The sequence below is a fragment of the Sphingorhabdus sp. SMR4y genome (genome assembly GCF_002218195.1).
Taxonomy (GTDB): Bacteria; Pseudomonadota; Alphaproteobacteria; order Sphingomonadales; family Sphingomonadaceae; genus Parasphingorhabdus.
On sequence record NZ_CP022336.1, the window covers coordinates 2070231 to 2096020 of the forward strand.

The following is a 25790-nucleotide window of genomic DNA, read 5'->3' on the forward strand; positions in this document are numbered from 1 at the left end:
ACAATTGAATGATCATCGCGCCGGCCGGATAGGCTTTATCAAATCGCCGTCCCTCAGTTTCTCGACGCCCCGGGTTACGATGACCTCACCTGCTGACAATCCGCCGAGAATTTCCAGATTCTTGTCGGTCAATTTGCCGATCTGGACATTTCTCTGCTTCACCCGATCTTTTTCATCGACAACAAACACCAGACCTTCGCCGGTGCGCACACCAAATATCGCATTGGCGGGAATTGCAAAAGTCGCTCGGCTGTCGCGCGGCACATATATTTCGACCATACCCAGTTGCCCGGAGCGCAGGCGGTCGTTCGTCGGGAGCAGAAAATTCACTTCGAACGTCCCGGTCCGCTCATCCGCCCGGCCGTCTTTTTCGCTGACCACTGCATCCAGCGGCTTGTCGGACACCGCAGAGAGCAAGACCTTGGCCGGCATGCCGATGCTGACACGGGCGGCGTCGGCATCGGTCATCGGCACCCGTAGCACAAATCCCTTGTCGATTTCGCCCAGCACCATTGCGGCCGTACCCGCCGACACAATTTGCCCCGCATCGATATTGCGCGACAGAATAATCCCGCTGCTCGGCGCGCGTATATAGGAAGTGCGGCTGGCAAATTCCGTAGACTCGACACGCGCCCGGGCTGCGCGGGCTGCCGCTTCTGACTGTTCCAGCCGGGACTTGGTTACCCAGCCGTCTTTAAACAGTTTTTCGACGCGATCATATTCTGCTTCTGCACGATCGCGCTCGGCGCGCGCCGCGCTCAAATCCGCCGCAACGATACTGCCATCCAGAGCCGCCAGAATCGCACCCCGCTCTACCCGGTCCCCTTCTTCATAGCGAACGGAAGCAACCTTACCGTCGGTGGTAAATCCCAAAGCCGTTTCGCGGCGCAAACGAACAGTGCCTGCAGCATTCAGGGTTTCACTATCGCTCGCCGACTGAACCATTGCCACGGCTGCCGGAATCGGTTCGGCTGAACTGGGCTTTGCCTCTGGTTCGCTCACGCTGCATCCGGTCGCGAGGACCAGACCGCTGAAAATCGATATTATCGTTCTGCCAAGCGTCATATCGCGCACTACCACCCCTGCTCAATTTGTCTTAAGTCCCTATCGGGCAGGGACCAATAGAAAATTGTCAAATAGAGCCAAAAAGGGCCGGATTAGGAAAGTCGGCCCTTCAAATGTGTTATTAAAGAGTCAGTCCTGGTATTCAGAACCGCCATCCGCTCGCCATTCCTGTGCCTCTCGCAAGATCAATCAGGATGTTGTCTGCCGAGTATAAGCCAGTTGGACATGCGTCGTCCCGAGACTGTTCATCAGGGTGAAGGAAGAACTCTGGAAATTCTCAATCGCGACACCAGTCGCGATTCCAAGGTCCGCTGTACGTGACGGAGTCAGGCAAGGTGAGACGGCGGCAACAGCACCAGTATTCCATGGCAAGATAGGCACGGTCTCTTATGCAGGGGTCGCCGCGCGGATCAGCCGGTCGTTCAACGCAATCCCGATACCTTCGCCGGGAATTGGTGCCACGGCGATCCGGGGCTTGCCGCTCCCGTCAGCATAGTGAAGTGCAGCGAACAGATAGCTGGCGGCTTCTGCGAGGTCAGCATCGGGCGACAGATTCCGGTCTCCGGAAACGGGACCAAAACCGATAAGATATTCATCCGTCATGGCCGATAGCGCGTTGAGACGTAGCGGCTTTGACGGCGCGTAATGCGAAGACATCTGCCCGGGGGCTTCGATTTTGCCGCTGGTTTCGCCGGACGGTGGTTTGCCGACGATTTCTGTCAGTCGCGCTTCCGTCACCGGCCCGGGTCGCAAAATCCGGTAGTGATCGTCCGCAATCGCAACTATTGTCGATTCGATCCCCTGTGTACAGGGACCGCCATCCAATATCATCGGCGCTTTCTCCCCCAGACTGCGCGCAACGTGATCCGCGGTGGTCGGGCTGATCCCGCCGCTGCGATTGGCCGACGGTGCAGCGAGAAACAGACCCGATACTTCGAGCAATTCCCGCATCACCGGATGCGCCGGACAGCGCAGGGCGATCGTGTCCAAACCGGCGGTAACGGCTGCCGCTACCGGACAATCTTCGCTCTTCGGAACCACGAGTGTCAGAGGCCCTGGCCAAAGCGCCTCGGCGAAACAAGCCGCAAGGTCATTCAATCGTCCAAGTCTCCGGGCCGCTACCATGTCCGGCACGTGCACAATCAGGGGATTGAAATCCGGACGGCCCTTGGTCCGGTAAATCTCCGCCACGGCCGAAGCATTGGTCGAATCGGCGGCCAGACCATAAACCGTTTCAGTGGGCACTGCGACCAGTCCGCCCGCGTGCAGGCGGGCCGCTGCTTCGCCAATCGTCGCCTTGCCGTAACGGCGCGCTTCACCGCCAATATGATCATTTGAGCCGGACATGACCCTGCGCTATAGCCCAGCGGAAATTCAGGCAACAACGGATAACAAATTCATGACTTTTACAGCCCCTGGCCGCGAACAGAATTTTGTCCTCAAGCATATCGCCGATATCGGCGAACTGGCGACCCATGACCAATTTGCCGGTGCAAGCGAAGATATGGTCGAGGCGATTGTCGAGGGGATCGGCCAATTCGCGGCAGGCGAATTTGCCCCGCTCAACCGGATCGGCGACACGGTCGGCGCGCGCTGGAACGATGGCAGCGTAACGATGCCCGAGGGTTACAAGGACGCCTATGCACAATTTGTCGAAGGCGGCTGGGCGTCGATCGACGGACCGGAAGATTTTGGCGGACAGGGCCTGCCCTACTCGCTTTCGGCACTGATCCTCGAGACTTGCGGCGCAGCCAATTTCGCGTTCACCCTGTGCCCGATGCTCAGCTTTGGCGCGATCGAGGCGATCCACGTTCACGGATCCGACGAACAGAAGGCCCGATATCTGCCCAATCTGATTTCCGGCGCCTGGACCGGCACAATGAACCTGACCGAGCCGCAGGCCGGGTCCGACGTCGGCGCGCTGCGCTCGACCGCAGAGCCGATTACCGAGGGCGAACATGCCGGCAAATACCGGATCAAGGGTCAGAAAATCTATATCACCTTCGGCGAGCATGATCTGACCGACAATATTATCCATCTCGTGCTAGCCCGCACGCCGGGAGCGCCGGAAGGCACGCGCGGCATTTCCCTGTTCATCGTGCCCAAATATCATCTGGATGCGGACGGCAATCCCGGCGCGCCCAATGATGTCACTTGCGTCTCGATCGAGCACAAGATCGGCATTCACGCCTCGCCTACCTGTGTCATGGCCTATGGCGAGCAGGACGAGTGTATCGGCGAGATGATCGGTGGCGAATTTGGCGGCATGAAAGCGATGTTCACGATGATGAACAATGCCCGTATCAATGTCGGCTCGCAGGGCGTGCAGATCGCCGAGCGCGCGACCCAGCAGGCCAGTCATTATGCGGCGGAACGGGTCCAGTCGGCCCGCGCCGGTAGCGGCAACAAGGAACCGGTGGCGATCATCGAACATCCCGACGTCCGGCGTATGCTGCTTCGGTCCAAGGCCCTGACGCAGGCGGCCCGCGCCCTTCTCTATTATGCAACATCAAGCGTCGACCGTGCCACTCTGGGGATCGAGGGAGCCAAATCCCGCGCCGAAATCCTGACTCCGCTGATCAAGGGCTATGGCACGGATATCGGCAATGAAGTCGCCTCGATCGGTGTACAGGTGCACGGCGGCATGGGTTTCATCGAGGAGACCGGCGCTGGCCAGCATTTCCGCGATGCCCGCATCGCGCCGATTTACGAAGGCACCAACGGCATTCAGGCCGCCGATCTGGTCGGCCGGAAACTGGGTCTGGATGGCGGCGAGGCCATGGCTGCGCTGATTTCCGAAATTCGCGCCGAGGCCGAAGGGGAAGCGAGCCTGTCGGTGCTGGCTGACGCCTGCGGCGATATCATGCAGTGGATGGCGGGCGGTGACGCCTCCATCGATGACCGGCTGGCCGGAAGCTATGCCTTCATGACCATGCTGGCAACCGCCACCTGCGGCATGCTGATGAAGAAGCAGCACCGGATTGCCTCGGCCGAACTGGACGGTGGAAATGATGTGTTTCTCAAGGCCAAGCTGGTTACCACCCGCTATTATCTCGACCATATTGTTCCCGAAGCGCTTGGTTTGGAAGCGGCGGCCAAAGGTGGCGCAGATATATTGTATAGCCTGAGCAGCGCCGAGCTGGCTGGCTGAACATGGCTGACTTGGGCGCCAGGGACCTGCTGGAACGGATTGCCGATGCACTCGACCGGATGGCGCCACCAGCCGCCAGTCCGATCGATCTCTCCTCGGGCGATGCGTTCATCTGGGACGGGACGGCCCCCAGAGCCATTGCAGCTTTCGATCCGACCGATATCGATCTGCTGACCGGTATCGATACACAGAAGGCCCGTCTGCTGGACAATAGCAAGCGTCTGGCAAAGGGCCATGCCGCGCATGATGTACTGTTGTGGGGTTCGCGTGGCATGGGCAAATCGGCGCTTGCCAAGTCGGTAATCCGGACGCTGCAGAAGCAGGGTGAAGATATTGCCCTGGTCGAGGCACCGTCGGATCATCTGGAGACGCTGCCGGCTCTGTTTGAGCTGCTGGCATTTGCCAGGCGGCGTTTCGTGCTCTTCATCGATGACATCGGCTTTTCCGAGGACAGCAACGAACCGCGCACATTGCGTTCGATGCTGGAAGGCGGAGCCAGCCAGCGGCCGGCCAATGTCCGGCTATATGTTACCTCCAATCGCCGCCATATTGTCCCTCGGCAGATGAGCGAACAGGACGACCCGGTCAATCCCCGCGACGCCGTCGATGATCAGCTGGCGCTGTCCGACCGTTTCGGTTTGCGGCTGGGCTTCCACGCCGCTTCGCAGGATGATTATCTCGCGATCATCGCCCGTTATGCCGAGGCGCATGGGCTGGAATTTGATAGGGAAGATGCGCTTTTATGGGCAAAGCAGCGCGGTAGCCGCTCCGGCCGGGTAGCATGGCAATATATTATCGAGCTGGCCGGACGCGCCGGAAAATTTCTGGCCTAGCTTATTGATCGGTCGCGGTTGCGGCTTTGGCAGCACCCTCGCGCGAAACCCGCCAGATGATCCCGCCGACGTCGTCGCTGACCAGCAAGGCACCAGTCTGGTCAAAGGCAACCATTGCGGGGCGACCTCGGGCCTGTTGCTCCTCGTCAACGAAACCGCTCAATATAGTGAGCGGCTTGCCTTCAGGCTCGCCACGCTGATTGAAATTGACATAGACAACATCATAGCCGGACAACGGCTGGCGGTTCCAGGATCCGTGCCGCGCGACCACCGCCCCGGTCGCAAAGGGTTTGCCCAGTGCCTGCCCATGGGAAAAGGCGAGGCCAAGCGGCGCGACATGCGCGCCCAGCGCATAGTCCGGGCGTCGTTCATATTGCCGATGATCGAGATTTTTAGGATCGACCCGCGGGTCGACATGCCCGCCCCAGAAATGCCAGGGCCAGCCGTAATGCGCGCCCCAGCGCACTTCGGTGAGATAGTCCGGCACCATGTCGCTGCCCAGCATGTCTCGCTCGTTCACCACTGTATAGAATTTGTCGGTGCCGGGCAGATAGGCCATGCCTACCGGATTGCGCATGCCGTCGGCATATATGGTCTTCTTGTTGGTTGCGAGTTCGACTTGCAGAATGGCAGCACGCTGTTTTTCGATGTCCATCCCGTTTTCGCCGATATTGCTGTTCGATCCGACCGAGACATAAAGATATTTTCCGTCCAGACTGGCCAGCAGATCGCGGGTCCAGTGATTATTCGGTGCCTTTGCGTTGAGATTGGCAACCTTGCGCCCCTCGGCAGTGATTTTCGTATCCCCATCTTCATAGGGATAGGCATAGACCGCGTCGGTATTGGCAACATATAATGTGCCCTCGATCAGCGCCATGCCGAACGGGGAATTTAGATTTTCCAGAAAGGCAAAGGTCTTGTCGACTTTGCCATCCTTGTCGCTGTCGCGCAGCAGACTGATACGGTTGGCCGATTCGGTGCCCGCTCCCGCCTTGCTCATCAGATTGCGCATGATCCAGCCTTCAATCCCCTTGTTGGTTCGCGGCGGGCTGTTGGTCTCCGCGACCAGAATATCCCCATTGGGCAGACGAAACATGCTTCGCGGATGGTCCAGGCCCTCGGCAAATCGTTCGACGACCAGTCCTTCAGCCGCAACCGGTCCCTCGCCTTCCCCCCAGGGCGCGGCTTTGGCGATATTGATCGTCGGAAATTTTTCCGTGCGTACGTGGGTCAGATCGGGCTCGACGCCTGTGGTGGCTTCGAGCGGCAGGCGCGCGGTATCGCCGCGGGTAAAATAATATCCAGCGCCGATCCCCAGAATGACAAGCAGAATCGCGATATTTCTAATATGTTTCAGCATGCGCTGATAATAGGTGGCGTCAATGGTCCTGACAAGCGCGCTCTGAGATGCTCAGCGGCCTTTCCACCAGATCAGCAGCGCCAGCAGGACTCCAAGCGCGAGTCCGGTCAACAGACCGGCCGATGGCTGCCCCATAAAGCCGCCGATAAACGCTCCCGCAATCGCGCCAATCGCGATGAACACGCCGCCGCCGCTGCTGTTTTTCGGGCCATTGCTGGAAGATTTGGAAGCATGTTCCGGGGTTTCTGGATTCATGGCCGCTGCCCTAAACCACAATGCAGCGAATGGCCAGTGCTTCCCGCCCGTCTTATGCTTAACACTCTGGTAACCCTAGCTTTTGAAGATATTTCCATCGATCGACCGTAGAGATTTGTGGCAGGCGGAAGACGAATGACGTCGCCCCAATAAGGAGCCATAAATGCAGTTACCCGTGTTCATTGACTCCACGCATTACAGCGATGCCGAACGGCTGATCTCCAGCTATGGCGAAGAAGCTGGACTGGAAGCGGCCAACCGCGCCGACAAGAGCCGGTCAGTCGGCAATCATCTCCATTATTGCAAATGGCGGCAGGTCGAACGGCTTTGTATTTTGCTGACCCTCGACCAGTCGATCGGCACAGTACACTGAACTATCGGTCGGGGTTGCACAGGATCGTGGCAGCCCCGTCCGTTCTCACCGTACAATTGGGTTTTCCGGCGATTTGGATTTGCCCGGTGCCGTTGTTGGTGATGACCGCTTCCCGTGTCACTTTCATCTGGCTGCTTGCCGGACCGCGGTGGATCAGTGTCAGCTTTTCAACCGTCAGTTCGGGGCTTTCGAACATGCTGGCTCCCTGCAGCTCGATCCGGGCGTCGCGCACCTTGCCGGCCAAGGTCACCTGACCGCCACCCGTCATCGCCAGATCCAGCCGGTCCGCATCCACCTCATCAATCTGCAAAGTACCAAAGCCGCCAAGCCGCACCCGCGGGGTGCGGCCGGACAATTTGTCGAGCGTCACCTGACCCGAGCCGAGATGCGAGATATTGCTGATCGCGTAACTGCTGAGATAGAGGGTCACTGGTCCGTCGCTGTCATAATCATTGCCGCTCAGTGATTTGGGTTTCACGGAAACGATCAATTGCTTGCCGTTTTTTTGCAATGATACCCGGTCCAGGATCTCGCGGGTATCTCCCTCTGCCCGGGCCGAGGGCCCCTTGCCGGAGACCAGCATCACATTCACGCCGTGACCGATCCGGATGTCTTCAAATCCGAAAATCGAGAATTTTCGTTCTGCCGCCGAAGCGGGAAACGGTAGCAACAGCGCAAACGCAATCAACACCATCGTAATATATTTCATATCGGCCTCGCTTCGCCAAATTCCATCCAACCCAGCCAGCGCGGGGTTTTTGGCGCATAATGACCGCCGTTTCCGGTGAGTTTATATCCATTGGCTTCGATCAGCTTGGCCACCGGCCGGTGCAGATGGCAGCCACCAGCGATATGTTTCCACAGCGGTTCAATACGTCGTTGCCATTTTTCCGGCCCCTCGTCGGGGGCCCGGCCATGTTCGAGGAAGAGGATTTTGCCGCCTGGTTTCAAGACACGGCGCATTTCCGACAGCACCTGTTTTCCATCCTGCACCGAACATAAAGTGAAGGTGGTCAGCACGGTATCAAAACTGGCATCGGCGAAGGGCATGGCTTCTCCGATGCCGTCGCATATCTCCATGTCGAAACCGCGTTGGCGCGCTTCATCACGGGTATAGTCGAGCAATTCTGCGGATGGATCGAGGCCGGTCAGCTTGTTGACCTTCGACCGGTCATAAAATTGCAGATTGATTCCGCCTCCACAGCCAAGCTCCAGCACGTCACCGTCGGCTTTTGGCACGATCTCGCTGCGGTCCTTCATAACCGCCGGTTGCGAACAGGCGCAGCGGATCAGTCTCGGAACCGCATATTTTTCCCATAAATTTGCCATCGCGGGCGAATCTGCCACAGGCGCTGCGGATCGCCAAGCGAATTCATCCTGTCGGGCCTGCGGTCAACCGCAGCTTATGTCACCGGAGCCCATCGCCCGTGATTTGCACTTCGCGTTTCCGTGGATACGGACATCGCCGGATCCCATGACCTTGGCGTCGACCGATCCGTCCGAGGACAACTCGACATCGCCGCTGCCGGCAACCGAAATGCTTGCACGCTCGGCGTTCAGATCCTTGCCGCTGATGTCACCGGAACCGGCAATCGACACGTCGATCGATCCAGCGGTACCCGCGAGGACCAGATTGCCCGAACCGGCGATTTTGGAAGTCAGCGCCGTGGTATCGATCTTCGCCACCCGGATATTGCCCGAGCCAGCGATGCTCAGTTCGGCAGAATCCGCCGTCATCGCATCCACTTCCATATCCCCGGACCCCGCAAGCTTGGCGCTCTTCAAAGACGGCGCGCTGATATAGATCGTGGCTTTGCCGGCATCGCCCCAGAATTTGTCGTCACCATCCCGGCCGATTTTAATCTGGTCTCCGGAAATGCTGTAGCGCAGCTGTTCAACCGCATCGGAATCACCTTCCGCCCGGATCGAGAAGTCATCCGCAGTGGTAAATACCACGTCATCAGGTCCGGCCAGAGTCACCCCTGCAAATGCGCCCGGGTTGCTGGCGTCGGATCCGATGGCCGCACCGTCGGAAAAGCTGCTGCCGGCGCTGGATGCGGCATCACCCACGGCGTCGACAATCGACCCTTCACACGCCGCAAGCGCCAATAGGGGTGCCAAAAACACTATTTTCTTCATCCAAGCCTCCGTTGCTGTATTAATTTAGTAATACGCCTGTATCAAGCAGAGATCAACTGGAAAATACGCCTTTCCAGGCATGAGAAAAGGGCTGCCACATCTCTGTGCCAGCCCTTTTTTGCATTTTGATCCACGTTGGAAGTACGGCGATCAATCTTCTTTCACATCATAATATTGCGGTGCCGCAATATTGAGAATTTCGAGAATTTTCGCCAGAGCGGTCGGTTCATCGGTTTCTTCCATCGCGGCCAGTTCGCGGGCCAGACGGCTCGATGCCGCTTCAAAAATCTGTCGTTCGGAATAGCTTTGCTCCGGCTGGTCATCGGCGCGGAACAGATCGCGGGTCACCTCGGCAATTGATACCAGATCGCCGGAATTGATCTTCGCTTCATATTCCTGCGCACGGCGCGACCACATCGACCGCTTGACCTTGGGCTTGGCTTTCAGCGTCTCCATGGCTTCCTTGAGTGTCTTGTCGGAAGACAATTTGCGCATGCCGACGCCTTCTGCCTTGTTGGTCGGAACCCGCAGGGTCATCCGTTCCTTTTCAAAGCGCAAAACATAAAGTTCGAGTTGCATGCCTGCAATTTCTTCATTCTGCAGTTCAATAACCCGTCCAACACCATGTTTGGGGTAAACAACATAATCGCCCACATCAAAGGACAGCACATTCGCAGCCATAAAAAGCCTTTCTTGATTGGTTGGAGAAGAACGCTGGTCGCGTTCCAATTTCGTAATTACGAAATAACCCTTTCGTACATATATTTAACGGCCAAACACCACCCACTCCCTCGGGTGTTCAGCCGATTACGCACGTCTTTTAACAGATTCGTCACAAAAAAGCAATTTATCGTTGCATTGCACAACTAATCATCGCCAAAAATGCCCATTTCCGGCATTCGGCTGTTGGATCCGCTTCGTCGCAACGCAACAATATCGAAGGGCGCTGGCCTCGGCGAGATCAGGCCTTAATCGCCCGCGCCGGGTTTTTCCGAGAAGAAGGCCTCGAACTTGCCTTCCATGCCCTTATATTCGTCGGCATCGGCCGGCGGTTCGCGGCTGACCGTGATATTCGGCCATTCTTCGGAAAATTTCGTGTTGATCTCAAGCCATTTTTCCAACCCGTCTTCGGTATCGGGCAGAATCGCCTCGGCCGGACATTCGGGCTCGCAAACGCCGCAGTCGATGCACTCGCTCGGGTTGATGACCAGCATATTGTCGCCTTCGTAAAAGCAGTCCACCGGACACACTTCCACACAGTCCATATATTTGCATTTGATACAGTCTTCGGTAACAACGTAAGTCATCTGATCTTAAACTCCCCAATGCCGGCCCACGATTTCAGGACGGCAGATTTAATCCTAGCTATTGCGCAATTTCTGACACGTCAACAGTTGGTTTGACCGCTATTTCAATTACCAGTCTGCAATATCTCGTAACAGGATTGCGCCTGCAAAGCGCTGCTGCGGCGCTCAGGCAGCACGATGATCCTAACCACGTGTACGTCATGGCCCTGCGGAACAGTCAGAATGTCGCCTTGCCGGACCCTGACATGACCCCGTTCGATGCGCCGCCCATTCAGCCGGACATGCCCCTTTTCCGCCAGCTTCCGAGCCATCACCCGGTTATGGGCAAAGCGCAGATACCAGAGCAGCTTGTCGATCCGCAGCACTGGCTGTGCCGGGGACGTGCGTTCCGCTGCCCTGCCGCTCAAGCCAGCATCCTATTTTTTCATGCTGTCCCGGAGCGCCGCCAACTCGGCGAAGGCACCGCCGGCGGTGGCAAGAACCGGCTCCGGTTTGCGCTTGGCCGGTGCACCCCTGTTCTTTTTCTGATGCTTTTCACGGGGTCTGGACGGGTTCTGGTTCTTCTTGCGAGCCATGCCTTTCCATCGCCAATATTGCACAACGGCTGCCTGCTCTTGTGGCTCGGGCGCGGCGGCGGTGCTTTTTTCCTCTGTTTTGACCTCCGTCACTTCAGCCTCGCCTTGCAGAGCTTCGCTCACGACGGGCTTCTCCGCTTCTGTCCCGGCTTCTGCAGCATCCGCTACATCTGATGCAGTGTCGGCGGCGACAGGCGTTTCGACCGGTGTCGGCTTGTCATTGGTCTTAACAAACCCTGCCAGACCGAGCAGTGCTTCATGGCAGGCTTGGGAGAGCCCGAGAGACGTTGCCAGAGCCGAGTCCACAGCAAATACCGCGTCCTGCTTTCGCGCTTCATGAGCCTGCTTGACCAGTCGTTCGACCATGTCGACGCGGACATATTCATCGGCAATCTTGCGAAAGCCGAGGCGCGCGGCGTGACCGGCAGAAGCAAATGTTCCCTGCTTCAGATGCACGGCATTGTCCGGTGCCTGTTCGATCATCGGCTCTTCGTCATAGGCCGCAAACAGGGCCGTCCGCCAGAGCACGGCGCCGGGCTTCATCAGCGCGTGATGGAAAATATCGAGCGCTCCGAAGACAAGACCGGCGCGGCGCGCATGGCCGCGCATGTCATTGTCCAGCGCGCGCACGGCCTGGTCGATTTCCCGGCGCGAGAGGATTCCCCCTGCGTCGACAATCTGCGCGAACAGCGCACGCACCGCTGCCGGTGTTTCCTGCTCGTTTGCGAGCGCGTCGATGGATACCAGCCCCTGCAAATGCTTTGCCTTCATCGCATCGACCCAGACCTTGACCCGGTCCATGACCTTCTGGCTGTCTTCGGGCGTCATGTCCTTGATCGAGCGTTCGAACCTGATCTCGGGCTGAAGCAGGGTCTTGCCCTTGGCCAGAACCGCCAGCCGGCTGTCGCCCCAGAGAATCGCCGGCTGTCCGGCGGCATCGGGCACCAGCTTCAGGACGGAGTCCGGGGCCTTGGCAAGAGCGTCTGCATTGTCCGTCATAATCCGTCCCAAATATCTTTCTGCCGCAGCCAGCAGCATTTTTCGATCTTCTCTCCGGCTATCGGATGGCACGACAAATTGAAAGCCCTTGAGTGTTCCTATTTCCTGTCCCTCGACCAGGACCTTGCCTTCGTCATCGACAACGACATCCTGATGCAACATATCTTTCAGCAGACCGCGCATCAACACCCGTGTCCGCTTGTCGACAAAACGCTGGGTCAACTGGCTGTGCATCGCGTCGCTCAGCCGGGATTCCAGCGCGCGGGTGCGGTCAACCATCGCTTCGGGCTGTTCCACCCAGCGGGATTTCTGCGCGATATAACTCCAGCTGCGCGCGGCCGCGATCCGCGCGCCCAATGTAGCGATATCGCCCTGGACATTTTCCAGCCGCGCAATTTCCTGCGCCATGCTCGCGTGGGGAATACGGCCGGACCCGCTGGCAAGATGCGGCCAGAGAGAGGCGACAAAGCGAGCCTGGTGATCGGCGCCGACCTTTCTGAAATCCGGTATCGAAGCCGCCTCCCAGAGCAACCGGATCTTGTCGGGTGATCGCGCGAGATCGGCCACTGCCTGATCCTGCGCCAGCCGCTTCAAAACCGCGAGATCGACCGCTTCGGGTGCCGCGTGCAGCCGCCGGCCCTGGGGGACCTCTTCGAGCGACCGGACCAGACGGTCGAGTGAACCGAAATCCGGCTCCGCATTGCGCCAATAGAGCCATTCCAGCCTCGGGAAATGATGCGACTCAAGATTCTCGATATCTTCGGGCTGCAGTTCGTCCGAACTGGCGAGACCGGTCAGCACGCCGAAGCTGCCGTCTTTCTGGTGACGACCGGCGCGCCCGGCGATCTGCCCGATTTCGGCCAGGGTGAGCCGCCGGCGCCGGCGTCCGTCAAATTTCTTCAGCGCGGCAAAAGCCACATGGGTCACATCGAGATTGAGCCCCATCCCGATTGCGTCGGTGGCCACGAGATAATCGACCTCGCCGTCCTGATACATTTTGACCTGGGCATTGCGAGTCTGGGGCGACAGGCTGCCCATCACGATCGCCGCCCCTCCGTGCTGGCGCCGCAGCATTTCGGCGATTGCATAGACATCTTCCAGCGAAAAGGCGACGATCGCCGATCGCCGGGGCAGCCGGGACAATTTGCGAGGCCCGGCATAGCTGAGAGTGGAAAACCGCGGCCGGGTGACAATTTCGGCATCTGGCAGCAAGGCCTCGATCAGCGGCCGCAGACTTTCCGATCCCAAGATCATGGTCTCCTCGCGACCCCGCGCGTGCAGCATCCGGTCGGTAAAAATATGGCCGCGTTCGGGATCGATGCCGATTTGTGCCTCGTCGATCGCAACAAAGGCAAATTCCCGGTTCATCGGCATCGCTTCCGCCGTGCACAGAAACCATTGCGCATCTTTCGGGATGATCTTTTCCTCGCCGGTGACCAGCGCAACCCGATTGGCCCCCTTGAGCGCGACGACCCGGTCATAGACCTCGCGCGCCAGCAAGCGCAGCGGGAAGCCGATCATCCCGCTCGAATGGGCACACATGCGTTCGATGGCAAGATGGGTTTTGCCGGTATTGGTCGGGCCGAGAACGGCGACAAGAGACGACTGTGAGAACGGGGACATTGACGACACCACAGCCGATCAGGCCCACAGTTGCAAGAGGCTTGGCACAAAAAGCGCGGGCACCGACCGGATAACCTTGATTTTACACGATTCACCGCATGTAAACGGCCTGTAGGCCGGCTTAATTTGACTTTAACCAAGTTCCTGCACAGTGGTTTCTCATATATAGGATGCAAAGTCATGAATTTGCGTCACCAAGGGGTTGGTTTGTTCAAGAGTATCGACGATATCAACATGCAAGTTCAGGGGGCTGCTGCCGTTGCAGCACATCCCCTTGCCGCATCGTCAGCCGAACCGAAGCCTGCCAGTGAAAAATTTGCCCAATGGCGCGAATATCTCTCCGAGCTGGACTGGGTGCCCGATCTGGGCATGGACATTGGCAGCCCGACCTGGTTCCGTGGCCTGATAACGCTGACAGCGCTCTGCGGCTTTGCGATCAGTGCCCTTCCCGATTTTGGTCCGATTGCAGGACATCGCCCCGATCCGCTGAGCGGCTATCGCGCCGATCAGGCCCGCTCGCAAATGATTGCGCCTCTGGCCTATGGCTCCGACACCGGCATCAGGATGGCGGCAACCGACGCCGTCCGGCCGCTAGCGGAAAGTCCCGAGCGGCCTTCGATCGAACTGGTCGCGACGCTCGGCCGCGGCGACAGCCTCCGCCGCGTCCTGCAGCGCGCGGGGGTCGCCAGCACTGATGCCACGCAGGCTAATGATCTGATCGGCAGAGCGGTTCCGCTCGGCGACATCAAGCCGGGCACCAGAATTGATGTGATACTTGGACGTCGCCCGGCAAAAAACCAGGCACGGCCGCTCGACCAGCTGGCGTTTCGCGCCCGCTTTGACCTCAATCTCGAAATAGTGCGTGACGGCAACCGGCTGAAGCTCAACCGCAAACCGATCCTGGTCGATGATACGCCGCTGCGGATCAAGGGCACCGTCGGTTCGAGCCTCTATCGCTCGGCACGCGCCGCGGGCGCACCGGCCGATGCGGTGCAGAAATATCTTCAGGTCATCGGCTCCAAATTATCGGTTTCGCGCGACATACGCGCGACCGACGAATTTGATATCATCCTTTCCTACCGTCGTGCCGAAACCGGCGAAGTGGAAGTGGGTGATCTGGTCTATGCCGGCCTCGAACGCGGTGGCAAGCCGAAGGCGCAATTGCTGAAATGGGAGAGCGGCGGCCGGACCAACTGGTTCGAGGCGTCGGGCGTCGGCCAGTCAAGCGGCGAACTGGCGCGACCGACCAACGGGCGGATCACCTCCAATTACGGTATGCGCCGCCATCCGATCCTGCGCTACAAGCGCATGCATAGCGGGCTGGACTTCGGCGGCGGCTATGGTGCACCGATTTATGCGGTCACCGATGGAACAGTGATATATTCCGGTCGCAAGGGCGGCTTCGGCAATTATGTCAAACTGCAACATGGCGGTGGTCTGGCGTCGGGCTATGCGCATATGAGCCGGATTGCGGTGAGCAACGGACGGCGCGTGCGCAAGGGCCAGATCATCGGCTATATCGGCTCGACCGGCCTTTCGACCGGCCCGCACCTTCACTATGAACTGTATCGCGGCGGCCGGGCGATCAACCCGCGGTCGGTCAAATTCGTCGAACGGGCGCAACTGGGTGGCAGGGAATTGCGCCGTTTCAAGGGCACGCTGCAGGAATTGCAGAAAGTAGCGCCGGGCGCAGCCCTCACCCCGATGAAAAGCGCTTCGGTTCAAAGCGAGCCCGAACGCGAGATCAGCCGGCTGATCAAACCGCTCAAGAGCTAGGCCGGCCTTTCGTCGCCGGAACTTTCACAGAAGAGTTGAGCGCCGCTTCCGGCTGGTCTAAGCCTCTTGCCATGTCACAGAAAGCCTCTTTCCCGCACAGCCGATTGCGCCGCACCCGTACCTATGGCTGGAGCAGGGACATGGTCCGCGAGACGCATCTCTCGCCATCCGATCTGATCTGGCCGCTGTTCATCACCGAAGGCTCCGGCGTGGAAGAGCCGGTCGCCGCCCTGCCCGGCGTGTCACGCTGGTCGGTCGACGGTATTATTGAACGGGCGAAAGAAGCCCGCGACCTCGGCATTCCCTGCCTCGCCCTGTTTCCCAACACACCAGCGGACAAGCGTAGCGACGACGGCAGGGAAGCGCTCAACCCCGACAATCTGATGTGCCGGGCCAGCAGAGCGGTGAAAGACGCGCTGGGCGACGACATCGGCATTCTCACCGATGTCGCGCTCGATCCCTATACCAGCCATGGCCAGGACGGGCTACTCGACGACAAGGGCTATGTCGAAAATGACCGCACGCTCGACGTGCTGACCAAGCAGGCACTCAATCAGGCCAATGCCGGAGCCGATATTATCGCACCGTCCGACATGATGGACGGCCGTGTCGGCGCAATCCGCAATGTGCTGGAACTGGCGCATCACCACAATGTCCAGATCATGGCCTATTCGGCCAAATATGCGAGCGCCTTTTACGGCCCGTTCCGCGATGCCGTGGGTTCGGGAGGGCTGCTGAAAGGCGACAAGAAAACCTATCAGATGGATCCGGCCAACAGCGACGAGGCGATTCGCGAAATTGCCTTTGATATTGCCGAGGGCGCCGATAGCGTCATGGTCAAGCCGGGCCTCGCCTATCTCGACATCATCTATCGCGCCAAGTCGGAATTTAACGTACCCGTCTTCGCCTATCAGGTGTCGGGAGAATATGCGCTGATCAAGGTCGGTGCCGAAGCCGGCGTCGGCGATCACGACGCGCTGATGATGGAGAAACTGGTCGCGTTCAAGCGGGCGGGATGCTCCGGAATCCTTACCTATTTCGCCGCCGATGCGGCGCGTTTGCTGAATGGCTGAAAAGGCCGGTGATCTCGTTCTGGAAACCGACCGGCTGATCCTCCGCAAATGGCGCGCGAGTGATATCGAACCGTTCATGGAGCATCTCAACACCCGCAATGTGATGCGCTGGCTCGGCGGGGTGCAGAATCGCGAGAAATTTGATGCGGCCATGGAGCGCATCGCAGGCTATGATCGCAATTTCGGGCACACTTTCTGGATCGTCGAGCGCAAGTCCGACGGGGCAATTTTAGGCTTTTGCGGTCTGAAACGCGTCAATGCGCCGCAACCCAAACTGACCGCCGCGCACGAAATCGGCTGGCGTCTGCGCGAGGATGCATGGGGCAAAGGCTATGCAAAGGAAGCCGCAACGGCTTGCCTGGACGCGGCCTTCACTCGCTGGAACGCCCCCTATGTGGTCGCCCTGACCGTTGCTGGCAACGAGCCGAGCTGGGGCTTGATGAAACGGTTGGGCATGGTCCATTGTCCGGAGCTGGATTTTCACGATCCCAATTATGGCCCGGAACTGAATCCGACCATCGTCTACAAAATCACCGCTAAAGAATGGAGCGCGCGAATATGACCCGACCCTTGATCCTGCCATTCAACGGCAAGAGCCCGAAAATCCACCCCAGCGCCTTCATTGCTCCGGGCTGCAAGATTATCGGCGATGTCGAAATCGGTCCCGAATCGAGCGTCTGGTATAATTGCGTGATTCGCGCCGACGTGAATTTCATCCGGATCGGTGCGCGCAGCAATATCCAGGACGGCACCACCATCCATTGCGACAGCGCGACGCCCGCCACGCCCAATGGCAACCCGACGATCATCGGCGACGATGTTCTGGTCGGTCATATGGTGATGCTGCATGGTGCGACTCTGGAAGACCGTGCTTTTGTCGGCCTCAGCACGACGGTCATGGATGGCTGTGTGATCGAGGGCGACGCAATGCTCGCCGCTGGCGCGACACTGACCCCGAACAAGCGAATCCCGTCCGGGCAGCTGTGGGCCGGGTCACCCGCCAAATATATGCGCGACCTGTCCGAGCCGGCCATTGCCGGAATGCGCATGGGCGTTGCTCACTATGTGGAAAATGCCAAGGCGCACAAGGCGGCGATCGACGATCTGGTCTAACGCAGAAGGTCCTTCATCGCCTCTATCTCGGCCTGCTGCCGGTTTACTTGCGCCAACACAAGGTCGCGTTGCGCACCGATGATCGCGGTACCACCCGATTCGTCTGCTGCCGCTTGCTGTTCGAGCTGCTCCCGGTATAGCGCATCGATATCGGCCAGCGCCTCGACCGACGGACTGCGTTCTATTTCCAGCGCGGCCAGTTCCATATGCGCGACCACCCAGGCCTCGCTCGATTGCGCGGCGCCGCGGGCCGCATTCACCAGTTTCTTGACCGCCGGAAGCCTGACCCGATATTTTATGTCCGCTGCCCTGCTGCTGGCCACTGCGGCACCCAGCCTGGCCTGCATATCCGCTGGCAGCGCGGAAATGGCGGTAGCCGGAGCAGGCGCTTCGCCCGTCACCGGGGCATTCTCATAGGGACGCTCCAGCAGCGAAGGAAAATCGCCGTCCTGCATCGCGCACCCGGACAGCATGAGGGTGATAATCGTCACCAGAGCAGGGAGTTTTTTCATTGCCCTGTCTTTACGAGAGGCTTATCCGCTCTGCAACGGCGAATCTCCAGGCACGAAATGGAGCATTGCCGGGTCACATTGAATAGCCAAAATCGCCTTAAGCCGGTTGACAGTGCCAGTCCCATCGGTTAGCTGCCCACTCTTTCCAGCGTGAGCCGAGAGACTCGCGTTAACGGCCTTGTGCGCTGGAACCATAAATTTGAAACGGAAAATAGCCATGTTCGCAATTGTGCGCACCGGCGGCAAACAATATCGGGTTGCCGCAGGAGATATTATCGCAGTCGAAAAATTAGCTGGTGAAGCTGGTGATTCGGTAACACTCGACGACGTTCTGCTTGCCGGTGACGGTGACGACATCAAGGACGTCAAGGGTCTGACCGTTGCCGCCGAGATCGTCGCCCAGGAAAAAGGCGAGAAGGTCATCATCTTCAAGAAGCGCCGCCGGCATAATTACCGCCGCAAAAACGGCCATCGCCAGCAGCATACCGTGCTGAAAATCAGCGCGATCGGTTCTGAAAAAGCACCGAAGAAAGCCGCTGCCAAAAAGGAAGCTGCTCCGGCTGAAGACAAGCCTGCCGCGGAAGCAAAGGCTGCTCCGGCCAAGAAAGCACCAGCGAAAAAGGCTGCTGCAAAGACCGAAACCAAACCAGCTGCGGCCAAGAAGGCTCCAGCAAAGAAGCCAGCCGCCAAAAAGCCGGCTGCGAAGAAAGAGGACTAAACCATGGCACATAAAAAAGCAGGTGGTTCATCCCGCAACGGGCGCGATTCAGAAGGCCGTCGCCTGGGCGTAAAAAAATTCGGCAGCGAAGCTGTTGTCGCCGGTAACATCATCATCCGCCAGCGCGGAACGAAGACCCACGCGGGTCGCAATGTCGGCATGGGCAAGGACCACACATTGTTTGCGCTCATTGACGGCAAGGTGGAATTCCACAAGGGCAAGCTCGGTCGCAAATATGTGTCCGTCGACGCCATGGCAGAAGCCGCAGAATAACCGGATAATCAACAAAGGGTTATCCACCAGAGGGATGACCCGGCAGGTTCCACAGAACCGGCAATTTCAGGGAGAGGGTCATCCTCTCCCTTTTTTTATGTCTCCCTGTCATTGCGTCACGATCTTGTAACGGCGCCGCTCTAGCGGACTCATCATTCAAGTCGGGGGCGTTGCGAATATGATGATGGAGAGTCCCGATGTTTGCCGTAACACCAAGATTGCTTTTAAGGCCCGGCTGGCCCGAAGATGGGGACAGCCTGTATGCTGCGATCAATGACGAGGCGGTTATCCGCAATCTGGCGCGCGCGCCCTGGCCGTACAGCCGCGACGATGCTGCACAGTTTCTGGCAACGCACCGGCCCGCCATCCATCCCAATTTCCTGATCTTCAGCCGCAATGGTCAGGCACCAGTGCTGCTGGGCTGCATCGGATTCGGCGACCAGGACGACGGACATCTCGAACTGGGCTACTGGATTGCCCGAGACCACTGGGGCCGCGGTTACGCGACCGAGGCTGGCCAGGCGGTTCTTGATATCGCCCGCAGCCTTGGTCACCAAGAGATCAGAGCCGAGCATTTTACCGACAATCCCGCTTCGGGAAAGGTGCTGAGAAAACTGGGCTTCAGACCGACGGGCCGTTCCGTTCCGCGCTATTCAAAGGGCAGAGGGCTGGCAGCCGATGCCATTCAGTTCACCCTGTCGCTTTCGGAAGATGACATGGCGGATGATATCATGCGAGACATCGCTGCCTAGCAGCGGCCTCAGGCGACTTTCTGCAACTGGTCAATGCTGTCGAGGTCCTCGGGAGGCGCTGCACTCGCCACATCATCCATGATAGCCGCTTCATATTCACTCTCGGCGAGTTTTATGAGCGGACGATCATCAATGTCCCACGGGTGGAAACCCGGTTTGAAAAAGGCCAGCAACGGCCGCAATGTTCTGCGGAACGGTGCCTTGCCGAACAGCAGATGATGCGCGAGCCCGAACCAGGCGCGCGGCCCCGAGATGCCATCCTGACGAAGCAGTTCCAGAATGCCTCTGGTGCGGTTTTTCGCGAAGCCCAGGGAAATCCGGGCCATGAAGCTGCTGCGGACAAACCAGCATTTTAGCGGATTCCAGTCCTTCGTCACATGTAGCCAGGTATCATAGGCCACACCCTTATGTTCGATTTCCTCCGAAGCATGCCATAGCCAGAGATTGCGCTGATCCTCGTCGGCATTCTCCAGATGGGCCGGATTGCCGATCACTTCGGCGGCCAAAATTGCGGTGATATGTTCGATACACATGGTTGCCACGAGTTGGTCATATTCCGACATGCCGCGAATCGTCTGTACCACGCGGTCGATGTCCTGCTCGAGCAGCGTGATGTCGAAATCACAATCCTTCAAATGTTCGTTGAAGCAATGGTGCTCCCGGCTATGGATCGCTTCCTGCTGGATGAAGGCGCGGATCTCGCCACGCAGCTTGGGTGGAACCCGCTTGATGAATTTCTTGAGCGAATCGATGAAAAACAGCTCACCTTCCGGAAAGGTCACGGACAGCGCATTGAAAAATGCGGATGCGAAGGGATCTCCGCCAACCCAGCGACGCCGATCGATTTCGGCACGCGCGAAATTCAGATTACGCGGTTGAATGTGAAGATCGGCGGGTGTCGCGCTTTTGTTCTGCGCAGACAATTCGGATGCTGTATCAGCGATGGTTGGAGCAATGCCCATAACTTTCGTGAACCTCCCAGTTCGATTCTTCTCGGCGCTAACCGATTTTGGTTAAGCAGCAGTTAGACAAGGAAGGTTAAGTTTCGGCATAGCAACACGCTTAACGGCTATGGTTAAGAATCCATTATAGCGGCCGAAATCGGCGGAAATCAGCCGATCCGGATCATGAACGCTATTGATTTTTGACGGTTTATTTTCGCCGGTACCGGAAATACCAGACATCATGACCCTGCCGGCGCGCCTTGGCTTCATAGCGCGTCTCAGGCCAGCCGCCTGGACGGATCATCCAGTCCTTCGGGCTTTCGCACAACCAGTCAAATTCATCGCGCTGGCTCATGATCATGCAGGCCCATTCCAGATAGACCGGATGATCGGTGCCGAAACGGAATTCGCCGCCGGGTTTCAGCTTTGCCGCGATCAAATCGACCGGCCCGTGGTTCATGAAGCGCCGTTTGGCATGGCGCGCTTTCGGCCAGGGGTCGGGATGCAACAGATAGACAAAGCTCAGGCTGCTGTCGGGAATCCGCTCGAGCACATCGAGCGCATTGCCCATATGCAGGCGGACATTGGCAAGATGGCTGTCACGAACATGCTGCAGCGCGCCGACCACGCCGTTGAGATAGGGCTCACAGCCAATGAATCCGTGATCCGGCAGCATGTCGGCGCGCGATGCCAGATGCTCGCCCGCGCCGAAACCGATTTCAAAATGCATGGGCCGATCACCGCCGAACAGCGACGCGGCGGTCACCGGTCCCTCGGTCGGCACTGCGATCTGCGGCAGCAGCTTCTCGACCAGCTCGACCTGCTGGTCGCGCAAGGCGTGCCCCTGCCGGCGACCGTAGAGCTGGCGGATAGTGGTGGGGTCACCCTCTTTCGATTTTGTCATTGATCCTCATCACTTGGAACGTGGATCGATATCGTCGATCCGGTTGATGGCGGCCATGTCGAGACAGACGACGTCGCGGCGTCGTCTCCTGTTGCGGCCCGTAGAATGCCGGGCGTCGGCAATTGGTCCAGATCGGGAAAGATAATATTCTGATCCAGCTGCATCAGGACCGGCGTATATCGTTCGCCCTTGCTGCCGTCGATCAGACCGCCAAGCTGGTTTGTGTGAACAGAGGCCGCGCGTCCGGCATCACCCAGCGGCATCAGGTAGCCATTTTCCGATCCCTCGGCCCGGTAGATCGAGAAGGGGCCGAAATCTTGCGGATCCCGGCAGTAGGTCACGCTATTGTCCTGCCCCTGTTCTGCCTTTTTTGCGGCGAGCAAACCCATGAAACTTCCGCTGATCGCATCTGTCATCGCGTCCGTTTTCGACGGCTGGATCCGTTTGACCTTGTCCGTCAGCCGCAATCCATTTTCGCATGGCAAGATCGCGGCAGCGGCTGGGCCGGAGTTGATATTGTCCGGCCAGCGGATGTCGCGCAAGGTCGGCTTCAGAGCGGCCGCCATCTCCTTCGCCGACAGTTCGGCAGAAGAAAAACGGATCTTCACCAGCCAGCCATTGAGCGGCAGCATGGCAACGCCGGTGCTTTTGAATGCACCGCCGGGTACTGCATAAACCGCCATCAGGCCGCTCGCTTCGGATTGCCCCGGCGGCGTGAAAGCCGCTGCGAGATATTCGCTGGCGCCCGGCAACATCTTGATATTGTTGCGCAAAGATTGCTGCGCTGCATCGAACCAAAGCGGCACATTGTTCACAGCAGCCCGATAGACAAAAAGTGTCAGCCGGGTCTGCTTGTCATCCCCGTGATATTGCGCATAAACATCCAGCTCATTTTCGGTGAGATCGCGAATATATTGCCTGTCGAACCCGCCGAGCCGGGCCGGCATCGCCATGCCGCTATGCTGGTGATGCCAATATTCTCCGGCAGTTGCTTCGATCGTCCTCTGTTCGGGCTGCGCCTGCGCGGGAGCCACTGAGAACATGGCTGCCATGCAGACGGACAATATCGCCCTGCCATAGAATTTTCCCGGTCCACGCATGATCTTTCTCTCCCTCTGCATAACGATAGAGATAGACGATAACCGGGCGCGCGAAAAGCCGGGTTGTCGACCTAGATGGCTGCTTTCAGCGCATCCACCAGATCGGTCTTCTCCCAGCTGAAGAAGTCGCCGTTCGCCTTGCGGCCAAAGTGACCATAAGCCGCCGTCGGTGAATAGATCGGCTTGTTGAGACCGAGATGGGTCCGGATGCCTTTCGGCGTCAGGCGTACCAGTTGCGGCAGAACTTCTTCCAGCTTCTCTTCGCTCACCGTGCCGGTGCCGTGCAGATCGACATTGATCGACAGCGGTTCGGCCACACCGATCGCGTAGGACAGCTGGATCGCGCAACGTTTTGCCAGCCCGGCCGCAACGATATTCTTGGCCAGATAGCGGGTGATATAGGCTGCCGACCGGTCGACCTTGGTCGGGTCCTTGCCGGAAAAGGCGCCGCCGCCATGCGGGCTCGCGCCGCCATAGGTGTCGACGATGATCTTCCGCCCGGTCAGGCCTGCGTCACCATCCGGCCCGCCAATTTCAAAGCGGCCGGTCGGATTGACGTGGATCACCGTCTTGTCGGTAATGAAGCCCTCGGGAAGCACCTTGCGGAACACGCCCATCACATAATCGTATAATTCTTCGTAGAGTGCCGGATTGTCGCTGCCCTTGAAATAGCCGGGCGCGTGCTGGGTGGAGACCACCAGAGCAATGGCCTCGACCGGCACTTCATTGACGTAGCGCAGAGTGACCTGGCTCTTGCTGTCGGGTTCCAGAAACGGCGCTCTGCCGCTGTGGCGGTCAGCCGCCATCTGTTTCAATATCTCGTGTGAGTATTGCAGCGTCGCCGGCATCAGGTCCGGTGTTTCGTCGCTGGCATAGCCGAACATGATGCCCTGGTCGCCCGCACCCTCGTCCTTGTTGCCGCTTTCGTCGACGCCCTGGGCAATATGCGCCGATTGCGGGTGCAGATAATTTTCAAAGGTCAGGTTCTGCCAGTGGAACCCCTCCTGCTCATAACCGATTTTCTTGACGGTGTCGCGCACCGCGGCCTGGATTTCCTCCTGCGCGCCCGGCGCCCAGTTGCCGTCCGTATCGATCATGCCCTTGCCCCGCACTTCGCCGGCCAGAATCACCCGGTCGGTCGTGGTCAGGGTTTCGCACGCAACCCGCGCTTCCGGATCCTTGGCCAGGAACAGGTCGACGATAGCATCGGAAATCTGGTCCGACACCTTGTCGGGATGACCTTCGGAGACCGATTCGGATGTGAATATAAATTCTGAACGCATGGCAAAATCCTGATTTTGGGCCGCAACGAGACCGGCCGCAAGAGACATAAGGAAAAGTTTATATCTACTTTAACGAGCGCGCAGACGGATAGCAATGGCAGATAGCAGCAATATCAGCGCCAGACCCAGCGACAGCCAATTGCCGTAACGCGCGAAGAGCGTTGAGGCCTTGGCCTCCGGCAGACGGCTGTCAATCCGGCCCGCCTCGCCCATCGGGACATGGAATCTGACCGTCCCGTTGGCGTCAATCACCGCCGATATCCCGGTCGGCGTCGATCGAATTACCGGCAGTCCCTCTTCGATTGCCCGCAAGCGCGCCTGCGCCAGATGCTGCGGTGGCCCCCAACTGCCGAACCACGCATCATTCGAGGGATTGAAAATAAAATCCGGCCGATTGTCGCGATCGACAACCTGTCCGGAGAAGATGATTTCGTAGCAAACCTGCAGCCCCGCCTTGCCAAATCCGCCGAGATCGAGCGAACGGGCACCCGGGCCCGGCCAGAAATCAAAATCACCGGGCGCCAGCCGTGACAGGCCAAGCGCAGACAAAACCGGCCGCATCGGCAGATATTCACCATAAGGCACGAGATGGGACTTGTCGTAGCGCCCGATCAGCTCATGTTCGGCATTCATCGCAAAGACGCTGTTGCGGGCACCGACAGCGCGTCCTTCCGCTTCGTCGAATTCCAGCTTGAGCGCGCCGAGCACCAGCATGTCGCCGGGTTTCATCAGCATGCCGAGTTGCTGACGAACAAATTCCGGCGGACGGCCGTAATAATAGCGGGCCGGATAACCGGTCTCGAGATAATCCGGGATTGCCGCTTCCGGCCAGAAAATGATCCGTGGATCATCGTCTGCGCGAAGCGTCAGTTCCGCCAGCTTCGCCAGATTCTGATCTTCATACCCCGCCTTCCACTTGTCCTGCTGACCAATATTGGGCTGGACCACGGTGATCCGCGGCTGGTCAGGAGACACCGGCGACGCCGGTGGATGCGGCCATAACGCAAGTCCGGCGAAGATCAGGACCAGCGGCAGCGCAGACCACCATTGTTTCCGGCAGACCAGCCACAGACCGCCGGCACCAGCGATCAGAATCGCGGACAGGCCATAGGTTCCGATAAACATGCCAAGACCGGCCATCTGACCCAGCGGCAATGTAACCGACCCGAGCGGGTTCCAGATGAAGCCGCTGAAGACCCAACTGCGCCACCATTCGGTGATGATCCAGGCTCCGGCCAGCGCGATGACCAGCAACAGCGGTCGGGCCTTGCCGATCCACCAACCGCCAAGCGCCGCCAGCGCCGGGTAGACCGCCAGATACAGCGATAGCAAGACGACGGCGATATAGCCCAGCCACTCGGGCATTGCGGCCTGGAAAGTGAAGGCCTTGGCGATCCAGTTCAGGCCGATGATGAAATGTCCGACGCCAAACAGCCAGCCGGAGAAAAAAGCGGCCTTGCGGCTGCCCGCCTGGATGACCAGTGCCATCCACAGGGCCAGCATCAATATGGTCAGCGGCCACAGGTTGAGGGGCGCGAAACCGGTTGCGCTGATCCCGCCCGCGACAAGCGCGATAGCGTAAGGATGGCGGGCGATCATTTCATGGAGTTTGGACACCGGCAGCTTTTGCCGTGTTCGCGATCACCATTCAATTGCTAATTG

27 protein-coding genes are annotated in these 25790 nt (G+C 58.7%); 10 read left to right on the top strand and 17 right to left on the bottom strand.

Annotated elements, in window-relative coordinates:
* Nucleotides 1-12: 12 nt before the first annotated feature.
* Together SPHFLASMR4Y_RS09900 and SPHFLASMR4Y_RS09905 are read right to left on the bottom strand one after the other, a co-directional pair.
* Nucleotides 13-1065, bottom strand: coding sequence for an efflux RND transporter periplasmic adaptor subunit (locus tag SPHFLASMR4Y_RS09900; protein WP_089133395.1), 1053 nt, complete (start codon nucleotides 1063-1065; stop codon nucleotides 13-15).
* Nucleotides 1066-1452: 387 nt separating this feature from the next.
* Entirely contained in the window at nucleotides 1453-2412 is a 960-nt protein-coding gene (locus tag SPHFLASMR4Y_RS09905; RefSeq protein WP_089133396.1) for an L-threonylcarbamoyladenylate synthase, read from the bottom strand.
* A 52-nt stretch (nucleotides 2413-2464) separates the two neighbouring features.
* Here SPHFLASMR4Y_RS09905 and SPHFLASMR4Y_RS09910 point away from each other — a divergent pair, with 52 nt between their 5' ends.
* The gene (locus SPHFLASMR4Y_RS09910; RefSeq protein ID WP_089134810.1) at nucleotides 2465-4216 is read left to right on the top strand and encodes an acyl-CoA dehydrogenase; all 1752 of its coding nucleotides are present in this window, start codon (nucleotides 2465-2467) and stop codon (nucleotides 4214-4216) included.
* A 2-nt stretch (nucleotides 4217-4218) separates the two neighbouring features.
* Complete coding sequence (locus SPHFLASMR4Y_RS09915) at nucleotides 4219-5049, top strand: ATP-binding protein (RefSeq protein WP_089133397.1); 831 nt, start codon at nucleotides 4219-4221, stop codon at nucleotides 5047-5049.
* 1 nt (nucleotide 5050) lies between these two features.
* Here SPHFLASMR4Y_RS09915 and SPHFLASMR4Y_RS09920 read toward each other — a convergent pair whose 3' ends face one another.
* Together SPHFLASMR4Y_RS09920 and SPHFLASMR4Y_RS09925 are read right to left on the bottom strand one after the other, a co-directional pair.
* Complete coding sequence (locus SPHFLASMR4Y_RS09920) at nucleotides 5051-6409, bottom strand: PQQ-dependent sugar dehydrogenase (RefSeq protein ID WP_089133398.1); 1359 nt, start codon at nucleotides 6407-6409, stop codon at nucleotides 5051-5053.
* Nucleotides 6410-6460: 51 nt separating this feature from the next.
* Nucleotides 6461-6664: a hypothetical protein gene (locus tag SPHFLASMR4Y_RS09925; protein ID WP_089133399.1), complete on the bottom strand. Its 204-nt coding sequence runs from the start codon at nucleotides 6662-6664 to the stop codon at nucleotides 6461-6463.
* 163 nt (nucleotides 6665-6827) lie between these two features.
* On the opposite strand from SPHFLASMR4Y_RS09925, the gene SPHFLASMR4Y_RS09930 reads away from it, so the two are divergent.
* Entirely contained in the window at nucleotides 6828-7037 is a 210-nt protein-coding gene (locus tag SPHFLASMR4Y_RS09930) for a hypothetical protein (protein ID WP_089133400.1), read from the top strand.
* A gap of 1 nt (nucleotide 7038) precedes the next feature.
* Here the strand turns inward: SPHFLASMR4Y_RS09930 and SPHFLASMR4Y_RS09935 are convergent, their stop codons facing one another.
* The 7 genes from SPHFLASMR4Y_RS09935 to SPHFLASMR4Y_RS09965 all read right to left on the bottom strand — a co-directional run bounded on the left by SPHFLASMR4Y_RS09935 (nucleotide 7039) and on the right by SPHFLASMR4Y_RS09965 (nucleotide 13680).
* A complete protein-coding gene (locus tag SPHFLASMR4Y_RS09935) occupies nucleotides 7039-7746 on the bottom strand; it encodes a GIN domain-containing protein (protein ID WP_089133401.1) in 708 nt (235 codons plus the stop codon).
* Complete coding sequence (locus SPHFLASMR4Y_RS09940) at nucleotides 7743-8366, bottom strand: class I SAM-dependent methyltransferase (protein ID WP_089133402.1); 624 nt, start codon at nucleotides 8364-8366, stop codon at nucleotides 7743-7745. Before SPHFLASMR4Y_RS09940 ends, SPHFLASMR4Y_RS09935 begins: the two co-directional genes overlap by 4 nt.
* 63 nt (nucleotides 8367-8429) lie before the next feature.
* The gene (locus SPHFLASMR4Y_RS09945) at nucleotides 8430-9176 is read right to left on the bottom strand and encodes a head GIN domain-containing protein (RefSeq protein WP_089133403.1); all 747 of its coding nucleotides are present in this window, start codon (nucleotides 9174-9176) and stop codon (nucleotides 8430-8432) included.
* Between the two features lie 150 nt (nucleotides 9177-9326).
* Nucleotides 9327-9857, bottom strand: coding sequence for a CarD family transcriptional regulator (locus tag SPHFLASMR4Y_RS09950; protein ID WP_089133404.1), 531 nt, complete (start codon nucleotides 9855-9857; stop codon nucleotides 9327-9329).
* Nucleotides 9858-10144: 287 nt separating this feature from the next.
* On the bottom strand, nucleotides 10145-10483 hold the full coding sequence (gene fdxA / locus SPHFLASMR4Y_RS09955) for a ferredoxin FdxA (protein WP_089133405.1): 339 nt from the start codon (nucleotides 10481-10483) through the stop codon (nucleotides 10145-10147).
* 104 nt (nucleotides 10484-10587) lie between these two features.
* Nucleotides 10588-10794 (bottom strand): S4 domain-containing protein, encoded by a 207-nt coding sequence (locus SPHFLASMR4Y_RS09960; protein WP_260807153.1) that lies wholly within the window; start codon nucleotides 10792-10794, stop codon nucleotides 10588-10590.
* A 105-nt stretch (nucleotides 10795-10899) separates the two neighbouring features.
* On the bottom strand, nucleotides 10900-13680 hold the full coding sequence (locus SPHFLASMR4Y_RS09965; RefSeq protein WP_089133406.1) for a helicase-related protein: 2781 nt from the start codon (nucleotides 13678-13680) through the stop codon (nucleotides 10900-10902).
* Nucleotides 13681-13860: 180 nt separating this feature from the next.
* Here SPHFLASMR4Y_RS09965 and SPHFLASMR4Y_RS09970 point away from each other — a divergent pair, with 180 nt between their 5' ends.
* From SPHFLASMR4Y_RS09970 to SPHFLASMR4Y_RS09985, 4 genes are all read left to right on the top strand, one after another.
* Nucleotides 13861-15456 carry a M23 family metallopeptidase gene (locus tag SPHFLASMR4Y_RS09970; RefSeq protein WP_260806932.1) on the top strand — a complete coding sequence of 532 codons (1596 nt, stop codon included), beginning with the start codon at nucleotides 13861-13863 and terminating at the stop codon, nucleotides 15454-15456.
* Nucleotides 15457-15527: 71 nt separating this feature from the next.
* Nucleotides 15528-16529, top strand: a complete 1002-nt coding sequence (gene hemB / locus SPHFLASMR4Y_RS09975) for a porphobilinogen synthase (RefSeq protein ID WP_089133407.1) — start codon at nucleotides 15528-15530, stop codon at nucleotides 16527-16529.
* Complete coding sequence (locus SPHFLASMR4Y_RS09980) at nucleotides 16522-17091, top strand: GNAT family N-acetyltransferase (RefSeq protein ID WP_089133408.1); 570 nt, start codon at nucleotides 16522-16524, stop codon at nucleotides 17089-17091. The genes hemB and SPHFLASMR4Y_RS09980 overlap by 8 nt, the downstream gene beginning before the upstream one ends.
* Complete coding sequence (locus SPHFLASMR4Y_RS09985; protein WP_089134813.1) at nucleotides 17088-17642, top strand: gamma carbonic anhydrase family protein; 555 nt, start codon at nucleotides 17088-17090, stop codon at nucleotides 17640-17642. The genes SPHFLASMR4Y_RS09980 and SPHFLASMR4Y_RS09985 overlap by 4 nt, the downstream gene beginning before the upstream one ends.
* On the opposite strand, the gene SPHFLASMR4Y_RS09990 is transcribed toward SPHFLASMR4Y_RS09985, so the two are convergent.
* Nucleotides 17639-18154, bottom strand: a complete 516-nt coding sequence (locus SPHFLASMR4Y_RS09990) for a hypothetical protein (RefSeq protein WP_089133409.1) — start codon at nucleotides 18152-18154, stop codon at nucleotides 17639-17641. The genes SPHFLASMR4Y_RS09985 and SPHFLASMR4Y_RS09990 overlap by 4 nt on opposite strands.
* A 217-nt stretch (nucleotides 18155-18371) precedes the next feature.
* Here SPHFLASMR4Y_RS09990 and rplU point away from each other — a divergent pair, with 217 nt between their 5' ends.
* The 3 genes from rplU (at nucleotide 18372) to SPHFLASMR4Y_RS10010 (ending at nucleotide 19897) form a co-directional block, all read left to right on the top strand.
* Nucleotides 18372-18872, top strand: coding sequence for a 50S ribosomal protein L21 (gene rplU / locus SPHFLASMR4Y_RS10000; RefSeq protein WP_089133411.1), 501 nt, complete (start codon nucleotides 18372-18374; stop codon nucleotides 18870-18872).
* 3 nt (nucleotides 18873-18875) lie between these two features.
* Nucleotides 18876-19145 carry a 50S ribosomal protein L27 gene (rpmA, locus tag SPHFLASMR4Y_RS10005; protein ID WP_089133412.1) on the top strand — a complete coding sequence of 90 codons (270 nt, stop codon included), beginning with the start codon at nucleotides 18876-18878 and terminating at the stop codon, nucleotides 19143-19145.
* 197 nt (nucleotides 19146-19342) lie between these two features.
* Nucleotides 19343-19897, top strand: a complete 555-nt coding sequence (locus tag SPHFLASMR4Y_RS10010) for a GNAT family N-acetyltransferase (protein ID WP_089133413.1) — start codon at nucleotides 19343-19345, stop codon at nucleotides 19895-19897.
* 8 nt (nucleotides 19898-19905) lie between these two features.
* On the opposite strand, the gene SPHFLASMR4Y_RS10015 is transcribed toward SPHFLASMR4Y_RS10010, so the two are convergent.
* The 5 genes from SPHFLASMR4Y_RS10015 to lnt form a co-directional block, all read right to left on the bottom strand.
* Nucleotides 19906-20859 (bottom strand): metal-dependent hydrolase, encoded by a 954-nt coding sequence (locus tag SPHFLASMR4Y_RS10015; protein WP_089133414.1) that lies wholly within the window; start codon nucleotides 20857-20859, stop codon nucleotides 19906-19908.
* 190 nt (nucleotides 20860-21049) lie between these two features.
* Entirely contained in the window at nucleotides 21050-21745 is a 696-nt protein-coding gene (locus SPHFLASMR4Y_RS10020) for a tRNA (guanine(46)-N(7))-methyltransferase TrmB (protein ID WP_089133415.1), read from the bottom strand.
* On the bottom strand, nucleotides 21742-22845 hold the full coding sequence (locus SPHFLASMR4Y_RS10025; protein ID WP_145955515.1) for a hypothetical protein: 1104 nt from the start codon (nucleotides 22843-22845) through the stop codon (nucleotides 21742-21744). The genes SPHFLASMR4Y_RS10020 and SPHFLASMR4Y_RS10025 overlap by 4 nt, the downstream gene beginning before the upstream one ends.
* Before the next feature lie 71 nt (nucleotides 22846-22916).
* On the bottom strand, nucleotides 22917-24128 hold the full coding sequence (gene metK / locus SPHFLASMR4Y_RS10030) for a methionine adenosyltransferase (protein WP_089134814.1): 1212 nt from the start codon (nucleotides 24126-24128) through the stop codon (nucleotides 22917-22919).
* A 69-nt stretch (nucleotides 24129-24197) separates the two neighbouring features.
* The gene (gene lnt, locus SPHFLASMR4Y_RS10035) at nucleotides 24198-25727 is read right to left on the bottom strand and encodes an apolipoprotein N-acyltransferase (RefSeq protein WP_089133417.1); all 1530 of its coding nucleotides are present in this window, start codon (nucleotides 25725-25727) and stop codon (nucleotides 24198-24200) included.
* Between the last annotated feature and the right edge of the window lie 63 nt (nucleotides 25728-25790).